This is a genomic window from Bacillus sp. UNC438CL73TsuS30 (assembly GCF_000482325.1).
Taxonomy (GTDB): domain Bacteria; phylum Bacillota; class Bacilli; order Bacillales; family Cytobacillaceae; genus Neobacillus.
Genome location: NZ_KI535296.1, coordinates 404,976 through 423,504, shown reverse-complemented (window position 1 = coordinate 423,504; position 18,529 = coordinate 404,976). Strand labels below are relative to the sequence as shown.

19 protein-coding genes and 2 riboswitches are annotated in these 18,529 nt (G+C 39.1%); of the genes, 1 reads left to right on the top strand and 18 read right to left on the bottom strand.

The window, feature by feature from the left end:
• Positions 1-12: 12 nt before the first annotated feature.
• The 5 genes from yunB to M028_RS0123610 form a co-directional block, all read right to left on the bottom strand.
• The gene (gene yunB, locus M028_RS0123630; protein WP_026576047.1) at positions 13-816 is read right to left on the bottom strand and encodes a sporulation protein YunB; all 804 of its coding nucleotides are present in this window, start codon (positions 814-816) and stop codon (positions 13-15) included.
• Positions 817-1,508: 692 nt separating this feature from the next.
• Positions 1,509-1,811, bottom strand: a complete 303-nt coding sequence (locus M028_RS0123625; RefSeq protein WP_026576046.1) for a YunC family protein — start codon at positions 1,809-1,811, stop codon at positions 1,509-1,511.
• Positions 1,812-1,868: 57 nt separating this feature from the next.
• Entirely contained in the window at positions 1,869-3,221 is a 1,353-nt protein-coding gene (locus M028_RS0123620) for a bifunctional metallophosphatase/5'-nucleotidase (protein WP_026576045.1), read from the bottom strand.
• A 15-nt stretch (positions 3,222-3,236) separates the two neighbouring features.
• Positions 3,237-4,058 (bottom strand): sulfite exporter TauE/SafE family protein, encoded by an 822-nt coding sequence (locus M028_RS0123615; protein WP_026576044.1) that lies wholly within the window; start codon positions 4,056-4,058, stop codon positions 3,237-3,239.
• Positions 4,059-4,075: 17 nt separating this feature from the next.
• Entirely contained in the window at positions 4,076-4,921 is an 846-nt protein-coding gene (locus M028_RS0123610; RefSeq protein WP_026576043.1) for a DUF72 domain-containing protein, read from the bottom strand.
• Between the two features lie 164 nt (positions 4,922-5,085).
• Between M028_RS0123610 and M028_RS0123605 the strand changes: the two genes are divergently transcribed.
• Entirely contained in the window at positions 5,086-6,009 is a 924-nt protein-coding gene (locus tag M028_RS0123605) for a nuclease-related domain-containing protein (protein WP_035424558.1), read from the top strand.
• A gap of 620 nt (positions 6,010-6,629) precedes the next feature.
• Here M028_RS0123605 and sufB read toward each other — a convergent pair.
• The 13 genes from sufB to gcvH form a co-directional block, all read right to left on the bottom strand.
• Entirely contained in the window at positions 6,630-8,027 is a 1,398-nt protein-coding gene (gene sufB / locus M028_RS0123600; RefSeq protein ID WP_026576041.1) for a Fe-S cluster assembly protein SufB, read from the bottom strand.
• Positions 8,028-8,082: 55 nt separating this feature from the next.
• The gene (sufU, locus tag M028_RS0123595) at positions 8,083-8,520 is read right to left on the bottom strand and encodes a Fe-S cluster assembly sulfur transfer protein SufU (protein ID WP_026576040.1); all 438 of its coding nucleotides are present in this window, start codon (positions 8,518-8,520) and stop codon (positions 8,083-8,085) included.
• Complete coding sequence (locus M028_RS0123590) at positions 8,510-9,739, bottom strand: cysteine desulfurase (protein WP_026576039.1); 1,230 nt, start codon at positions 9,737-9,739, stop codon at positions 8,510-8,512. The genes sufU and M028_RS0123590 overlap by 11 nt, the downstream gene beginning before the upstream one ends.
• Position 9,740: 1 nt before the next feature.
• Positions 9,741-11,042 (bottom strand): Fe-S cluster assembly protein SufD, encoded by a 1,302-nt coding sequence (gene sufD / locus M028_RS0123585; RefSeq protein WP_026576038.1) that lies wholly within the window; start codon positions 11,040-11,042, stop codon positions 9,741-9,743.
• A 21-nt stretch (positions 11,043-11,063) separates the two neighbouring features.
• A complete protein-coding gene (sufC, locus tag M028_RS0123580; protein ID WP_026576037.1) occupies positions 11,064-11,846 on the bottom strand; it encodes a Fe-S cluster assembly ATPase SufC in 783 nt (260 codons plus the stop codon).
• A 357-nt stretch (positions 11,847-12,203) separates the two neighbouring features.
• On the bottom strand, positions 12,204-13,052 hold the full coding sequence (locus M028_RS0123575; RefSeq protein WP_026576036.1) for a MetQ/NlpA family ABC transporter substrate-binding protein: 849 nt from the start codon (positions 13,050-13,052) through the stop codon (positions 12,204-12,206).
• 13 nt (positions 13,053-13,065) lie between these two features.
• Entirely contained in the window at positions 13,066-13,737 is a 672-nt protein-coding gene (locus M028_RS0123570) for a methionine ABC transporter permease (RefSeq protein WP_026576035.1), read from the bottom strand.
• Positions 13,727-14,755 carry a methionine ABC transporter ATP-binding protein gene (locus tag M028_RS0123565; RefSeq protein ID WP_026576034.1) on the bottom strand — a complete coding sequence of 343 codons (1,029 nt, stop codon included), beginning with the start codon at positions 14,753-14,755 and terminating at the stop codon, positions 13,727-13,729. The genes M028_RS0123570 and M028_RS0123565 overlap by 11 nt, the downstream gene beginning before the upstream one ends.
• A gap of 161 nt (positions 14,756-14,916) precedes the next feature.
• A riboswitch (SAM riboswitch) is annotated at positions 14,917-15,022 on the bottom strand.
• A gap of 134 nt (positions 15,023-15,156) precedes the next feature.
• Entirely contained in the window at positions 15,157-16,473 is a 1,317-nt protein-coding gene (locus M028_RS0123560) for an O-acetylhomoserine aminocarboxypropyltransferase/cysteine synthase family protein (RefSeq protein ID WP_026576033.1), read from the bottom strand.
• Between the two features lie 62 nt (positions 16,474-16,535).
• A riboswitch (SAM riboswitch) is annotated at positions 16,536-16,637 on the bottom strand.
• Between the two features lie 78 nt (positions 16,638-16,715).
• Entirely contained in the window at positions 16,716-17,072 is a 357-nt protein-coding gene (locus M028_RS0123555) for an SCP2 sterol-binding domain-containing protein (protein ID WP_026576032.1), read from the bottom strand.
• A 112-nt stretch (positions 17,073-17,184) separates the two neighbouring features.
• Positions 17,185-17,493: a thioredoxin family protein gene (locus M028_RS0123550; RefSeq protein ID WP_026576031.1), complete on the bottom strand. Its 309-nt coding sequence runs from the start codon at positions 17,491-17,493 to the stop codon at positions 17,185-17,187.
• Between the two features lie 8 nt (positions 17,494-17,501).
• On the bottom strand, positions 17,502-17,858 hold the full coding sequence (locus M028_RS0123545) for a toprim domain-containing protein (RefSeq protein ID WP_026576030.1): 357 nt from the start codon (positions 17,856-17,858) through the stop codon (positions 17,502-17,504).
• 232 nt (positions 17,859-18,090) lie between these two features.
• Positions 18,091-18,471, bottom strand: coding sequence for a glycine cleavage system protein GcvH (gene gcvH / locus M028_RS0123540; protein WP_026576029.1), 381 nt, complete (start codon positions 18,469-18,471; stop codon positions 18,091-18,093).
• Between the last annotated feature and the right edge of the window lie 58 nt (positions 18,472-18,529).

Below are 18,529 nucleotides of genomic sequence, written 5' to 3'. Positions count from 1 at the left end.
AAGACAGTCCTTTTATTTTTTGGATTTAGTTTTCTCTTCTTTAGTGGTAGTGGTTTTGTTACTGTTTGTTGAATCCGGTAATTGAATGGATGGCATCAAACCGCCTCCACTGTTATAGAATTGCGGAACCTTACCCTCGATTAGTTTTCCTCCAGCGGGGATATTTTGAGTGAGCTTGGTAATTTTCGTTGCAAATGGTGTAATAATTTGAACGGCTACCTCTAGGTGGATGTTCACCTTAATCCATGTATTGTTAATTCCCAATGCCTCTGTAGAAATTTTAACATCCGGGCGCACATCCCCAATAGCATGAAATCTTACCGGTATTTTTGGACCCAAGTTACCAAATAGAGCAAGATTGGTTGCCTGCCCTAAGGGTACATACCAAACAATCCCATCCGTTTTTTCGGTTGATTCTTTTTCGATTTCAACATCTGTTAATTGTTCAAGTGAATCGACATCTCCCTTTTCCGCTCGCGACAAATTTTTCTGTATCTGACTGGTAATTTCCGATAATTTTTGGTTAATTAATTCTGTTTTCAAATAGGCGCTTTGTGCGTTTCCATTTGTCCCAGGTTCAATTCCAATCACATCCCCAACATCCACTGTTTTTTTCGTGATGGCGTTATTGATCACAGATGCAGCTATTTTTCTGGTCTGGGACTCAGCATATCTCATTAATGTTGGTTCTAGCCCTTTGTTGATCATCCATAAGCCAAGTGCAGAAGAGAAGAGAAAAAAGACAAATGAGAGCAGCATCACATAGCGGAGAGGCAGTGGTCCCTTACGCTTATATCGCGGACGAAATTTTGCCAAAAAAATCCCCCCTTACAAGCTATGTGTATGCTTGAACTGGTGGACATAGCACTAAAAGCGATGGTGATTGGGTAGGGACGGATTTTGGGAAGTGCCCCTATTAGACAAGTGTTTATGGGATCAGAGGTCGTTGTTGCTTTTGAGGCTATCGGCGACAAAATCTAGCTAAAATTGCTTCTAATTGTCGCCTATCGGGGCTATTGGCGACAAACTCCAGTAGGAATTCCTTCTAACTGTCGCCTTTCAAGCCTATTGGCGACAAACTCCACAGGAATTCCTTCTAACTGTCGGCTATCAAGCCTATTGGTGACAAACTCCACAGGAATTCAGTCTAATTGTCGCTATCAAGCCTATTGGCGACAAACTCCACTAGGAATTCCTTCTAACTGTCGCCTATCAAGCCTATTGGCGACAAACTCCACAGGAATTCCTTCTAATTGTCGCCTATCGGGGCTATTGGCGACAAACTCCAGTAGGAATTCCTTCTAACTGTCGCCTATCAAGCCTATTGGCGACAAACTCCACAGGAATTCCTTCTAATTGTCGCCTATCAAGCCCATTGGCGACAAACTCCACCAGGAATTCCTTCTAACTGTCGCCTATCGGGGCTTTTAACGAAACTATTCTTAAATCGATTCCGTCTATACGTCCATTCCCAATAATAAAAAACAGCCTGCCATCAGACAAGCTGTTTAAATCATTTTCAGCAGGGCGTCCCTGCCAATCATGCCTTTATAAATCCCTAAGCTCTCAGCCTCAAATGTTACCGACTCCAGCGGGGCGTTAAGGAGCTGGTCGATGGTTCTTACTCCTACTGCCCGGCCGGCAACAATTTTACGATCCTTTAATTGATCATTTAATAAACCAACATCTAAGGCACCGCACATAATATATCCCTTATCGTTTGAGATTGACAGCAACGTTGTTTTTGGTAGCAGTACAGTTACTGCTAAAAAAGTATGGCCGTTCAATTCAATTGGTGAAAGATCAATCAAGTTCCCACACTCCCTTCTTCTACACTTTATGACAGTGCCAGAAAAAGAGTGTGTACCCTAAGCATCCAATTGTAATCTCCATTTCAATAAATCACGTAGGAATTCTGGGAGATAGTATTTTTTGGGTTTCCTTTTAAAATTTTCGTCAAAGAAATGTCCAAACGTAAACATATCGGGAAGAGCCAAAGAGTAAATTTTTCCAAAATCCAATTTCTCATTATTTATATAGATGGTGTCCTCTTGGAAGATGACCCCCTCATACACGATCATTCCCATTACTGTTCCCCTAAAACCAAGCCCCAGGATTTTCTTTTCCGGCCAATCGGGATCCTTCGTTTTTTCGAGAACCTCCTGCAATTCACGTCCGGTTAGATCTACCTTACAAGGATTAATGGGGTGGGGGCAAATGGCTAACAAATCATTTGCAGTAACCTCTCCTGATAGCGGGCCTAATAGTAATCCTGCATTAATAAAGGCGCAATCTGCCTTGCACCATTCGCGGAGTGCCTGGCACAATATCCTAGAAAGCTTGGTCTTTTCAAAGGGGTTAGCCTCTAAAGGTTCATTTAAAAAAGTAATTTTTTCTTTTAAGAGCTCCTTGCCAGTTGAAAAAAATTCATCAATCTTGCTTTGCTCATTTTTCACTTTGGAAAGCGTCTCAAACGGAAAAAGAATCGCCTGTTTGTTTTCAATTTTTTTGTCAGGCTGTAATGTTAGGGTAACCTGACCAATATAGTTTCCATACTTTCCTGCAGCGGCAAGAAGGGTTTCACCTATTTGCTTTCCTTCTTGAAGAATATGGTGGGTATGTCCTCCAAGAATAACATCTATTTCAGGGAAATCTACCGCTATCTGCTCATCTACATTTAAACCTAGATGGGAAAGTAAAAGAATGATATCACTTTTTTCCTTTAACGTTTTCATCCATTTCTTCAACTCATCAATTGGATCAGAAAGTTCCCAGCCAAGCAATTGATAAAGATGGGTAAACGGTGCAGTTAAACCAATTACTCCAATTCGGGTCCCCTTTTTAGTTTGATAAATTTTATAGGGTTGTACCCAATCAGGAGGCGTATTTCCCTCTTTATATAAATTCGCCAGCAACACATCAAATTGTGCATCATCATATAAATGATCCAAATCATAAAAAGGCAGGTTAATCCCTTCATTATTACCAATCGTTACAGCATCATAGCCGCAACCATTTAACAGTTCAATATTTCCTCTTCCTTTTGTTCCCTCTGATAATGGATGCCAGCGGTCGATGAAATCACCAATATCAAAAAGGAAAACTTCATCTCCTTGCTTTTGGTCAAGTTCCTTTTGGGTTAATAAAAATTTCTCAATTCGCGGCCAATGCTCTAAATGGCTATGAATATCATTTGTATGATAAATCTGAATGATTTCCATTCTAAGTTCTCTTCCTTATCCTATAATTCCTTCATAAATAAGTTGAAGCCCAACAATCACTAATATCGTTCGTAAAATCAAAACAATCGTTTTGCTTTTAAGCTTTGAATTTAAATAAACCCCTACCTTAGCCCCGATCCACGCACCTGGAATTAATGCTAAAGCATAAAGCCAATTCACATTTCCTAAAACCACATGGGTAATCGAACTGAGGATAGATGTTGGTAAAATCATAAACATTGAAGTTGCCACCGCAACATGCGGCGGAAAGAAAAACACTAATATCATGGTCGGAACCATTAATGAACCTCCGCCCACACCAAAGATTCCTGACAAAAATCCAACTATAAAAGCGATTAGAATCCCGACAAAAGGATTGAATCCATATTCATAGCTTTTGCCTTCATTATCTCTAAAGGTGCGTACAATCCCCTTATCTTTACGGTAGGGAATCGGCTTTAACTTATCCTTTAACAATAAAACAATGGATACGAAAATAATAAAGATTCCAAAAAAGATACTAAATGAGTGCAAATTCAATTTTTCAGTAACCCATGCACCTAAGATACTTCCGGGCCCGCTTCCAATCAAAAAAATAAGACCACTTTTATAATCAACGGTTTTCCGTTTCATATACGCAAGGGTTGAAGATAAACCGGTAAAAATCATTGTAAACAAGGAAGTCCCAACTGCTACTTGAGGTGAAACATGGCCGAACCACGATAATCCACCAAAATAGAGAAGCGCTGGAACGACAATAATTCCCCCGCCAAGACCGATTAGCGAACCTAAAGAACTGGCTAAAAGTCCGACAACCAGTAAAATAACCCATTCCATTTCTGTATTCTCCTTCTTTAAAATAAATCCAATTGCCTTGGGGCAAGACCTTCATATTCTATTTCTAACAGGTCAATCATTTCTTTCGCATTATCCGCCGCGTCTCCGCCTGAATTATTATTAAAGAGAACGTAAACGTCCTTGGATTCAGTTTCTAATTTTTTTAGGTTAGCAGCCCATTCCTCAAGTTCCTGCTGATTATAGCGGTAAAGGTATCGGACCTCACGCCAATTATCGGCATTCCGTTTTTGCCAGCCGTGAACATTTCGGCCATGCAAGCGGACTAAGACCTGTTCAGAATCAAGGGTTTCTAAAACGGTTGGAATCGACCCCTCACCGGATTGCGGTTCATCACAAATGCTATGAATCCATTCTTCATTTTTCATAAAATCAAGTGTCTTGATTCGGTATTGCGGCGCGAACCACGATTGATGTCTAAATTCTAGTGCACAAGGGATTTCACCCATTTCATTTTTACACCATCTTAAATATTCAACATTTTCACGTGTACAATGAAACCATGGTGGGAATTGAAATAGGACCATCGCCAATTTATTTTTGTTTATGTATGGTTCAAGGGAATCTTTGAAAGCCGAGAACATTTCCTGCTTATTTTGAAAGGGAATTTCGCCACGCAAATGTCCGGTCATCCCTTGGTAAGCTTTTACTATAAATTGAAAGGATTCCGGTGTATCATTGACCCACTTCTCGGCATTTCGCTGTGGCTGGATGGCATAGAAAGCCGAGTCAACCTCAACAATCGGAAAATGCCCCGCATATTCTTTTAGTTTATCCCTTGGTGATATTTGCCCCTGATAAAGGCTGTCTTGATCGCCCCAGCCTGTAACACCGATGTAAATCAATCCACATCACCTCCGTTTATAATAATAGCATAACCTAATTTTTTGTGTGGTTTTGAATTTTTCGAGGCTGAAGCTTTCATTTTTAACAAAATGTTCATTTAATTACTATTTAGTGTCCATTCGTTTTTTGTAAAATAGAGGTGAAAAGGAGGTAGGTTGTGAGAATGGCAATTTTGCCGATCAAACCGCGTTTTGAACCAGATAAATTAAAAATATATCGAATTTTAAATGCAAGAATGAAATTATCAGATCAAGAGATAAAATATTATCACAACTTGGAAAAAGGTTATGAAGGAGAGATGATGTTTGACAGGTTAATGGAGAATCTTATAGGAGAAAGGCTGATCATCAATGATCTATTACTCATGCAGAACAATACAACGTTTCAAAGTGATTCCGTCATCTTTTCTCAAGATTCGATTGACCTTTTTGAAGTAAAAAATTTTGAAGGCAATTTTAAATATGAATCCGGCAAGTTTTATATGTTATCTGGAAATGATATAAAAAATCCCTTGCATCAACTGGAACGGAATGAAACATTACTTCGCCAGTTTCTTCAAAGTATCGGATGTTATTTACCAATTGAACCGCATCTTATTTTTATGAACCCCAACTTTACTTTATATCAGTCCCCAATCAACAAACCAATTATCTACCCAACACAACTTGGTCTGTTTATGGAAAAATTTAATAGAAAACAGTCAAAATTAACAATTAAACATACCAAATTTGCTGATCAGGTTTTATCGTCTCATTTAAATGAGTCTCCTTATAAGGTATTGCCGAATTATCGTTATGAAATGTTAAAAAAGGGACCAACCTGCCGAAGATGTGACTCATTTTCAATTTCCCTTATAGGAAATAAGATTATTTGTTCTTTGTGCGGGTTTAGTGAAGGAATTGAACAAATGGTTATGCGGTGTGTGGGAGAAATTAAGATTCTTTTTCCTCAAATGAATATTACAGCAAATGTCATTCAAGATTGGTGTCGGATGATTGAATGTAAAAGGAGAATTAGTAGAATTTTAAGTAGAAATCTCGAGGTTCGCGGTTATGGAAAGTGGACTTATTATGAGCTAAAAATATAATTATTTTTTATTAACGGTCTAAATAGGCTCTTTTTTATTCCCTAGACAAAAATATTTTGAAAAAATTTTGTTATTCTTAAATGAGGTTTTTACCAATAGATTTATTGGGGACAGTTTTGTAGACTTTATTCTTATTATCGTCGCCTATAGCTTTCCTTGGCGACACTTTCTCCGAGCTCCACTTGTCTTTTGTCGCCTATTGCTTTCCTTGGCGACACTTTTTCCGGGCTCCACTTGTCTTTTGTCGCCTATTGCTTTCCTTGGCGACACTTTTTCCGGGCTCCGCTTGTCTTTTGTCGCCTATAGCTTTCCTTGGCGACACTTTCTCCGGGCTCCGCTTGTCTTTTGTCGCCTATAGCCTTCCTTGACGACACTTTCTCCGGGCTCCACTTTTCTTTTGTCGCCTATAGCCACCCTTGGCGACACTTTCTCCGAGCTCCACTTTTCTTTTGTCGCCTATAGCCACCCTTGGCGGCACTTTCTCCGGGCTCCGTTTGTCTTTTGTCGCCCATAGCCTCCCTTGGCGTCTTTTTTTCCTGTTACACCCATTATTTTATAAAAAAAATTTTACTTAATACACAAAAATCCGCCTGCCAAAGTCAGCAAGCGGATTTTTCATATTAACCGATAGAACCTTCCATTTCGAACTTGATCAATCTGTTCATTTCAACGGCGTATTCCATTGGTAATTCTTTTGTAAATGGCTCAATGAAGCCCATAACAATCATTTCAGTTGCTTCTTGTTCAGAAATTCCGCGGCTCATCAAGTAGAAGAGCTGTTCCTCAGATACTTTCGAAACTTTTGCTTCATGCTCAAGTGAAATATTGTTATTTAACACTTCATTGTATGGAATCGTATCGGATGTCGATAAATTATCCATTATCAACGTATCACACTCAATGTTAGCACGGGCTCCATCAGCTTTCCGGCCGAAATGAACCAAACCACGATAGTTTGTTTTTCCGCCATGCTTAGAAATGGACTTAGATACAATAGTCGAAGATGTATTTGGTGCTAGATGAATCATCTTAGAGCCTGTATCTTGGACTTGACCTTTGCCGGCAATCGCAATGGATAGAGTTAAACCACGGGCACCTTCACCTTTAAGGATTACCGCAGGATATTTCATTGTTAATTTAGAACCGATATTACCATCAATCCATTCCATTGTAGCATTTTCTTCGCATACGGTCCGCTTAGTAACAAGGTTATAAACATTGTTAGCCCAGTTTTGAATGGTAGTGTAACGGCAATATCCACCCTTTTTAACGATGATTTCAACAACCGCACTGTGTAAGGAGTTTGTTGTATAAACAGGAGCTGTACATCCTTCTACATAGTGTACACTTGCACCTTCATCCACAATAATTAAAGTACGTTCAAATTGGCCCATATTTTCTGAGTTAATCCGGAAATAGGCTTGCAATGGTGTATCCACTTTAATACCCGGCGGTACATAAATAAATGAACCACCTGACCAAACTGCGGAATTCAATGCAGCAAATTTATTATCAGTTGGAGGAATAACCTTCGCCCAGTGCTCACGGAAAATATCTTCATTTTCTTTAAGAGCTGAATCAGTATCCTTAAATACGATTCCTAGCTCTTCAAGATCTTCCTTCATGTTATGGTAAACAACCTCAGACTCATATTGAGCAGAAACCCCTGCAAGATACTTTTGTTCTGCTTCTGGAATACCAAGCTTGTCAAATGTCGCTTTGATTTCTTCCGGTACTTCGTCCCATGACTTCTCCGATTTCTCAGATGGTTTTACATAGTAAGTGATTTCGTCGAAGTTTAATGAATTTAAGTCCCCGCCCCATTGTGGCATTGGCATATTATAAAAATGCTCAAGTGATTTTAAGCGGAAATCAAGCATCCACTGAGGTTCACTCTTCATTTTTGAAATCTCTTCAACAATTTCACGTGTTAAACCACGTTTTGACCGGAATATGGAAACGTCTTTATCGGCAAAACCATATTTATAATCACCGATTTCAGGCATTTTTTTAGCCATCGTCGTCTTCCTCCCTTTTAAACAGGTAAGGTGTGAACTCCTTACCGTTATATTATTATTCCTCTTCCTTCAGACCTTTTTCCATGGCCTTCCATGCTAAGGTTGCACACTTGATTCTGGCAGGGAATTTTGAAACACCTTGAAGTGCTTCAATATCACCTAAATCAATATCATCATCTACTTCTTTTCCCTGCATCATATCAGAAAAGATTTTTGAAAGTTTTAAAGCCTCTTCGACTTTTTTTCCTTTAATAGCCTGCGTCATCATCGATGCAGAGGACATGGAAATCGAACAGCCTTCGCCCTCAAATCTTGCGTCCTCCACAATTCCATTTTCCACCTTAAAGGTTAATTGAATGCGATCGCCACAGGTTGGGTTGTTCATATTAATCGTATGACTGCCATCCTCTAAAACCCCGCGGTTACGAGGCCTTTTATAATGGTCCATAATAACTCTTCGGTAAAGTGCGTCTAAATCTAAATTAGAAGACATCGCTGAAATACTCCTTTGTTTTGACAAGCCCTTCAACGAGTTTATCAATATCTTCTTCCGTATTATATAGGTAAAAGCTGGCACGTGCTGTCGCTGTCGCTTTCAGCCATCTCATTAACGGCTGTGCACAGTGATGTCCTGCACGGACGGCAATTCCTTCTGCATCGAGGACAGTTGCAACATCGTGTGGATGAACATCATCGATATTAAACGTAACCAAGCCTGCACGTTTTGCTGGATCATGAGGTCCATAAATTGTAATACCAGGAACGGAAGACAATTTATCTAATGCATAAGCAGCAAGCTTATGTTCATACTCAGTAATATTATTTAAACCAACTTCATTTAAAAAGTCGATAGCAGCTCCAAGGCCGACAGCACCGGCAATGATTGGGGTACCACCCTCGAATTTCCACGGCAGTTCCTTCCATGTTGATTCTTGTAAATGTACAAAATCAATCATTTCACCGCCAAATTCAATTGGCTCCATATTTTCAAGCAGCTCCTTTTTGCCATAAAGAACGCCGATACCCGTTGGAGCGCACATTTTATGTCCGGAAAAAGCAAGAAAATCACAGTCTAAATCTTGAACATCAATTTTCATATGCGGTGCACTTTGGGCTCCGTCAACCACCATTACAGCGCCATTTTCATGAGCAATTTTGGCAATTTCTTTTACAGGGTTAATCGAACCGAGTACGTTTGAAACTTGCATAACGGAAACAACTTTTGTATTCGATGTAACCTGCGCCCTGACATCATCTAGAGAAATGGTGCCATCTTCTTGCAGGTCAATATATTTTAATTGAGCGCCTGTTCGTTTGGCAACCTGCTGCCAAGGGATAATATTACTATGGTGCTCCATATAGGTAATAACAATTTCATCGCCTTCCTTTAAATTTGCTGCAGCATAGCTAGCTGCAACCGTATTTATAGAAGTCGTTGTTCCTCTTGTAAAAATAATCTCTTGAGTTGATTTTGCGTTGATAAACTTGCGAACCTTTTCCCTCGCACCTTCGTACGCATCTGTTGCTCTTGTACCTAGTGTATGCACACCACGATGGACATTGGAATTGATTTCACGATAATATTTTTCAACAGCCTCAATCACTTGGATAGGCTTTTGCGATGTTGCGGAACTATCCAAATACACAAGTGGCTTACCATTAACTTCTTGGTCAAGAATCGGAAACAGTTTGCGAATATCTTGGATATTCATCTCAACGCACTTTCCTTTCAATCACTTCAGTTAACTGCTTTTTAACGCCTTCAATTGGAAGTTGATTTACTACAGGTGCGAGGAATCCATGAATAACTAATCGTTCTGCCTCCGCTTTTGGAATTCCGCGGCTCATTAAGTAGTAAAGCTGAACGTTATCAACACGACCAACAGAAGCAGCGTGGCCAGCTGTGACATCATCTTCATCAATCAAGAGAATTGGGTTTGCATCACCGCGAGCTTTTTCGCTAAGCATCAACACACGTGATTCTTGTTCGGCATTGGATTTTGATGCACCATGTTCAATTTTACCAATTCCATTAAAAATCGATGTAGCGCTGTCTTTCATAACACCATGCTTCAAAATATATCCTTCTGTGTTCTTGCCAAAGTGGACGATTTTCGTTGTGAAATTTTGTGTTTGTTCACCACGTCCAACCACAACCGTTTTTGTATCCCCATAAGAACCATCACCAATAAGATTGGTGGTGTTCTCGGAAATGGTGTTTCCTTCATTCATTAAACCAAGTGCCCATTCAATTCTGGCATCTCTGCCGGCAACACCACGACGGTTTACATAAGTGGTAATCCCTTTTGCAAGATGATCAACTGCACCATATCGAACTTGGGCATTTGCGTTTGCAACTACTTCAGTCACTAAATTGAAGATTCCAGTAGCTGAATCTACTGTAGAAATATAGTTTTCAACATAGGTAACAGAACTATTATCTTCTGCTACGACTATGACATGGTTAAAAAGATTCGTTTCAGCATCATCATGTAAATAAACAGCCTGAATTGGCTCGGAAACTTCTAAGTTTTTTGGAATATATAAGAATACTCCACCGTTTACAAGAGCTGCATGAAGTGCAGTCAAGCGATGCTCATCAGCATTAATCGCTTGAGTCATGTAATATTTTTTCAACAAATCACCATGCTCTTTTGCGGCAGTGAAAAGATCTGTGAAAATGACGCCTTTGTTTTTAAGTTCTTCTGATAAAGATAAAAACGCAGGTGTTTGATTGCGTTGAATGTATAGATTTTTATTTTCTGCTACTAGCGACTTTACTTCTTCAGGTAAATCATTTAGAGAAGAGAATGGGACGCTTTTTACAGTATGTGAAGTGAATTGGGTAAAGTTCCATTTATCAATTTTTGTTTTTTCCGGTCTTGGCATTGGAAGTATATTGACATCAGCTAATGCCTTTAAGCGGAGCTCTTCCATCCAAGCAGGTTCACCTGCTTGCTTTGAAAAGGAGCGAACAAAATCCTGATCAAACGGTAATTTCGTTTCTGTTGTCATGGTAATCCTCCTAACGCTTACTTAAGCTTGCTCAACTGTTTCATCTTCAATTCCAAGTTCTTTCTTGATCCAGTCATATCCTTCTGCTTCTAAGCGTTGTGCAAGTTCTGGACCGCCTGATTTCACGATACGGCCTTGCATCATTACATGCACGTAGTCAGGAGTGATATAGTTTAAAAGTCGTTGATAGTGAGTAATAACTAAGCAGCCGAAATCCTCACCGCGCATTTCATTAATTCCTTTTGAAACAACCTTTAAGGCATCGATGTCAAGACCAGAGTCAATTTCATCTAAGATTGCCATTTTAGGCTCAAGCATCATTAATTGAAGAATTTCATTACGCTTCTTCTCACCACCGGAGAATCCTTCATTTAGATAACGCTGCGCCATGTTAAGGTCCATTTCAAGGAATTCCATTTGTTTATCCATTTTGCGGATGAATTTCATTAATGAAATTTCATTTCCTTCGCCAAGGCGGCTATTGATTGCTGAACGTAAAAAATCGGCATTCGTTACGCCGTTAATCTCACTTGGGTATTGCATCGCTAAGAATAGGCCGGCACGAGCTCGCTCATCTACTTCCATTTCAAGGACGTTTTGACCGTCTAAAATAATATTTCCGCTCGTTACCTCATATTTAGGGTGACCCATGATTGCAGACGATAACGTCGATTTACCTGTACCATTAGGACCCATGATTGCGTGGATTTCTCCACCTTTTACTTCAAGGTTTACACCTTTTAAAATTTCTTTGCCATCAATTTCTACATGTAGATCCTTGATAGTTAATGTTGATCCAGCCATATCTATACCTCCGAAAAGAAAGTTTTTGTATCTTATAGAACGCAGTATTTAAAAAATTCATTCTCATTCTATTCTCATTACAATCTTATAACAAATAGAATCTGTTAGCAACTCCTAAACAGTGGTAACGTGAAATGATTTTCAGTGGAGCTGTCTTAATTGAGAATATTAGAAGGAAAATTCAGATTTTTTATGAGTTATGTACGATTTAGACAAACATACTCGGATAAAATCATACCTTATTTTTCATTCAATTCCTACCTATTTTTACCCAATAGGTATATTTCATGTGTTTTGCATTAGAAAAAGCCAGTGTATTTTCTCACTGACTTTTTCTGTTTCTTTCTATTTATTATATTACTTGGCAGAAACCGGAACGACGGCACCTTTGTATTTTTGAAGAATAAAATCTTGAATTTCCTTAGAATGCAATACTTCCACAAGTGTTTTGATTGCAGGCTTATTTTCATCGCCTTTACGAACAGCAATCACATTGACATATGGTGAGTTTTTATCTTCAATTGCAATTGAATCCTTAAGTGGGTTTAAGCCTGCATCAATCGCATAGTTTGAGTTGATTAATACTGCATCGCCTTCACCGTTTTGGTAGATTTTTGGTAATAAAGAAGCTTCATAATTTGTATCAAACTTAAGTTTTTTAGGGTTTTCTACAACATCTTTAATTGTAGCTGTTGTTTTATCGATACCAGGCTTTAATTTAATTAATCCTTGTGCTTCAAGTAAAGAAAGAAGACGGCCATGGTCAGCGACAGAGTTACTCATAATTAAATGTGCACCATTTGGAAGATCGCTTAACTTTTTATACTTTTTAGAATAGATACCAATTGGCTCAATATGAATTCCACCAGCATTTACAAAGCCGTAACCGAATTCTTTATTTTGAGAATTTAAGTAAGGAATGTGCTGAAAGTAGTTCGCATCCAATTCTTTAGAAGCTAATGCTTTATTCGGTAAAATATAATCTTGGAATTTCTTAATTTCTAGGTCAATTCCTTTTTCTTTTAAAATTGGTTTAGCTTTTTCAAGAATTTCTGCATGAGGTACGTTAGATGCACCCACAACTAATTTTGTTAATTTTTTTCCGCTGTCCCCACTGCTTGCAGTATCGTCCTTTTTAGATGTTCCGCATGCTGCTAAAACAAGAGCAAGGGATAATACAAGTAATAAACTTAACCATTTTTTCATTTTGAATTCTCCTTTAGCGTTTATCTATTTTTGTAGTAATTAAATCCCCAATAAACTGTATGATAAATACAATGACAAGAATAATGATGGTCGCAACCAGTGTGACATCATTTTGGTTTCGCTGGAATCCTTCGAGATAAGCAAGGTTTCCTAGTCCTCCCGCACCAATTACTCCTGCCATGGCTGTGTAACCAACAAGTGCAATAGCTGTAACCGTAATCCCTGAGACAAGTGCCGGCATCGATTCCGGAAGCAGTACCTTCAAGATAATCGTTCCTGTTGTTGCCCCCATTGATTTTGCTGCCTCAATAACACCTTTATCAATTTCCCTCAGGCCAATTTCAACCATTCTTGCATAAAACGGAGCCGCGCCAATGATTAAGGCCGGTAATGCTGCATTTTCTCCAATCATCGAGCCAACCAATAGCATCGTGAATGGAATGAGCAAAACAATTAAAATAATAAAAGGGATCGACCTAAAGATATTTACAAATGCGCTAATGACAGTGTTAACAGCTTTATTTTCCCACATATTGCCTTTCCCAGTTAGAAAAAGGAGTAATCCCAAAATAATTCCTAATATAAAGGTAGCAATAACGGAGATTGCAGTCATGTAAAGGGTTTGAACAGTTGCATCCCACATTGCCTGCCAGTCAATATCTGTTAAATATGGATCATTGTTCATTTGTTACCACCTCCACTCCTACCTGCTGGGTGCGAATATAGTCAACCGCCTGATTAACTTTGTCCGCGTCCCCATCGAGATGAATGAACAAGGTGCCATATGAACCGCTTTGCGTCTGCGAAATTTTCCCTTGAAGGATATTAACCGTCACATCATTTTGGCGAATCAAATTCGTAATGATTGGCTGTTCGGCCGCCTCGCCAATAAAGGTCAGCTGGACAACAGTACCGGAATGATAGCGTTCAACCAAATGCTCCACTGTTTCTTTTGTTTCCTCCGGCTCGGTAACCTGCTGAACAAATCGCTTCGTAATCGGCGCTTGCGGATTTCTAAACACTTCCAATACTGGACCAAGCTCTACGATTCTACCGCTTTCCATTACTGCAACCCGATGGCAGATTTTACGAATTACATGCATCTCATGGGTGATTAAAACAATCGTTAAACCAAGTCTTTTATTGATATCGACCAACAAGTCAAGAATTGAATCCGTGGTTTGCGGGTCAAGGGCTGAGGTTGCCTCATCACAAAGCAAAACCTTTGGATTGTTCGCTAATGCACGGGCTATACCAACTCTTTGCTTTTGGCCGCCACTCAGCTGCGAAGGATAAGCATTTTCCCTTCCTTCAAGGCCAACTAGTTTCACCAACTCGCTGACACGCTTTACTCTTTCCGCCTTATTTACCCCTGCAATTTCCAATGGGAACTCAATATTCTCACTTACAGTTCTTGACCAAAGTAAATTAAAGTGCTGGAATATCATACTGATTTCTTGGCGTGCTTTTCGCAAATCACTGCCCTTAATCATTGAAACTTCACGGCCGGCAACAGTAACGGATCCCTCTGTAGGAAGCTCCAATCCATTTAACATACGAATTAACGTACTTTTACCCGCACCACTATAACCAATTACCCCAAAAATTTCCCCTTTGTTTATTTCCAGGTTCACGTCGTCTACTGCCTTTAACTGCCCCTGTTTAGAAGGGAAAATTTTTCGAACATTTTTTATAGAAATCATAGAATTCACCTTCTTTTTTCCATATATACGTAAAAGTAAAAATTCCAATTGCTCCGTATCACTTAAACATAGGGTTTGATGGTTTCAAATAAAACATTCTATATTAGAAAAATAAAAATGCCTTTCTGCGCAGGCAGAAAGGCATAATAAATTCAACCTTTCTCCCATCTCTCAAAGCAATAGCTTTGTGTGAATTGGCACCATTTCAATCAAATTGACGGTTGCCGGGCTTCATCGGGCACATCCCTCCACCTCTCTGGATAAGAGCATTAAGCATCCTATATTCAATTAACACACATATGATGTAAGCAATCATTTTATTACGAAAGCTATCGTATCACGGATAAAAAGGAGTGTCAACGAAAATTCTACATATTTAGAAAAAATCAGACATGGTAGTTTTAGGCATTGGCCGTTAACGAAATCAACCCAGTTGCTGCTTCAATAGCTGATTCAAGGTCTTCAATTAAATCCTCAACATTTTCGATACCGATTGATAGACGAATTAAATCTTCAGAAACTCCAGCTGCTTTAAGACCTTCAGCGTCTAGTTGTTGATGTGTGGTACTTGCTGGGTGAATGATTAAGCTCTTCGCATCCCCAACATTGGCCACATGGGCCCAGAGAGTGATGGAATCAATTAATTTAGCTCCCGCTTCCTTACCGCCTTTAATACCGAATACAACCATCGAGCCGGCACCTTTTGGTAAATATTTCTCAGCAAGCTCATGATCAGGATGTGATGGGTGTCCTGGATAGGATACCCATTCAACAGCAGGATGGTTTACTAAATAATCAACAATCTGCTTCGTATTGGCAACATGCTCTTTCATACGAACATGAAGGGTTTCGAGTCCAAGTACAAATTGGAAAGCATTTTGAGGACTTAATGCCGGTCCAAGATCACGCAGCAATTGAACGCGTGCCTTGATAATATAAGCAACCGCACCAAGTGCTTCCGCATAAACAAGATCATGATAGCTCGCATCAGGCGTTGTAAAGCCCGGGAATTTTGGCGAATTCCAATCGAATTTACCACCATCTACAATAATCCCGCCTGTTGATGTTCCATTTCCTAACAGCCATTTTGTAGCAGAGTGAATGACAATGTCTGCCCCATGTTCAATCGGACGGCAGAGATATGGTGTTGCAAAGGTATTGTCGATAATCAGTGGAACACCTGCTGTATGGGCAATATCGGCCACTTTTTCAATATCTAATATGGTTAAGCTTGGATTACCAATTGTTTCGGCGAAAACCGCTTTTGTTTTTTCCGTGATGGCAGTACGGAAGTTTTCAGGATTTTCAGGGTCAACAAATTTCACATTAATTCCATATTTCGGTAAAGTCACTGCAAAAAGATTGTAAGTGCCGCCGTATAATGTTGATGCTGCGACAATTTCATCTCCTGCTTGAGCAAGGTTTAAAATTGCCAAGGTAATGGCGGCCATTCCACTTGCAACCGCAAGAGCTCCAACACCGCCTTCTAATAAGGCAACCCTTTCCTCAAAGACAGTTGTGGTAGGGTTGTGTATCCGTGTATATATGTAACCAGGTTCTGCTAAGGCAAAAAGGTTAGCAGCGTGTTCTGTGTTTTTAAATTGATAGGCATTGTTTTGATAAATTGGAACAGCACGAGCACCCGTTACAGGATCTGGAGATAATCCTCCATGAACACTTAAAGTTTCAAAACGTAATTTCTTTTGATCGACTCCCACACTAATCCACTCCCTGATTAAAAATAAACCCCCGCTTCATAATAAGAAGAGGGGGCTCTCTCTTCTTATCTTTTCAGAGCATATTGCTCCGCTGGAATTAGCACCGTGTAAAAACCGGTTGCCGGGCATCATAGGGCCAGTCCCTCCACCGCTCTGGATAAGAATATTTATTGAATTGTTATTATTAATTGAATATTTAAACAGATAATACACTTTAATTCCGATAGAGTCAATAGGTTTATTTAGATTATTCTGTAAGATTTTGTGTCAATTCTAGTTAAATAAAAAAGCGCCTCCAAAAGCAGCAAGGTTCGAAAAGAAGCTTTTACTTGGAGCCTCCCCTTGTGCATGAGAGATCTCAATTTCCTTTCACCTGAAAGAAGCTGTTGAACTGTTTCTATCTCACCATATATTTCACATTCTGTAAAATTCCCACTCGGATCATGCAGCAATGTACATTCTCCATTTTTTAAAAAAATATCAATGTTTTGATGCCCGCAAATAAAACGGACCATCAGACCATCCGCATTATTTAATAGAGACCGTATGTGATCACGCTCTTTAACCTTGATCAAAAAGGTTTGAATCATTTCCATCATCTTTATCACTCCGTTCTATTTGCTTACTAACTATTTCAGCAAAAAGAACCAGAATCCTTTCAAAACCTGTCGACAAATTAAAACAGATGCTGCTCAGGTAGCAGCATCTGTTTTATGTTAGATTTTCTTTGATTTTTTCAATTAGATAGGGCACAGAGCGGAAAGCGTAGAGCAGTTCAACCACTTGACCAGTGTGAATAAACATTAAACACGGAACACTTTCGATACCATAGCTTTTCCCAAAATCGGGGTAAAAATTTAAGTTCAATTTCCCCATTTTGCAATCCACCATTTGTTCAATGACTTGCAACATCCTTGAAGCTACCTGACAGGTCCCACATAAAGGTGTATAAAAGTACACGAGCCCTGTCGATTTATTTTCTATAAATAATGAGAATTCATCTCGATTCCATTCTTTCATTGATTCACTCAGCAATTCTCCAAAAATTGTGTATGCACATCAATATTTGCCCCTAATAAGACGGTAGCAAGATGGTGTTCAGGGGCCGTTGCAACTTCGCGGTAAGACCGGTCAATATAGATATGCTCAGCTTGGGGAAATTCCCTTTTAAATTGTTTCCGCAGCTTTTCTCCAGCCGCATCCGCATCCACTAGAATATAGACATCCTTGTCCTCAAGAAAATCAATTAATTCATCTAACTTTGTAATACTAATGGTCCCATTGGTACATATGATCTCAACAGGTTCCTTTACAATTCTTTTGACCTTTCTCTTATCAGATGTCCCTTCCACAATAAGAACCTTGTCAACATATGAGTCATTCATATCATCACCTGTATTATGAAGTCTTGTGTTTATGTTAACATATTCTAGATATACATATAACGTGAGCCTTGCTTTTATGTCCATTTTTACCAAAAAACTTAGAGAGACGAAGATAACTTTTTAAATGAAGGTATTTCCTGTTATATTGTATTATTTGTTTCCTAATATACTTTTTGAAAAATGGTAATAAAGTGAAAAAGCACCCTGATATCAAGGTGCTTGGATTACATAATTATTCGTTAATCATTTCTTCGTATTGTTCAGCAGTCATTAGCTTGTCCAATTCGCTGCTGTCGGAAACTTCAACTACAATCATCCATGCTTTTTCATATGGAGATTCGTTTACAAATTCAGGATTGTCACTCAAATCTTCGTTAATTTCAACGATTTTGCCGCTGACAGGAGCATAAAGCTCAGAAACAGTTTTAACGGACTCAACGCTGCCAAATGGTTCGTCAGCAGAAACTTCATCGCCAACTTCAGGAAGCTCAACGAATACAATATCTCCTAGTTCGTGCTGTGCAAAGTCAGTAATTCCAATTCGCACTTTTTCTCCCTCAACTTTTACCCATTCATGTTCTTCAGAATAACGTAACTCTTTTGGTGTACTCATTCGAAAATCCCTCCATTAATTTTTCTAAAATCTATTATCGATAAAAAAATCGATTTCC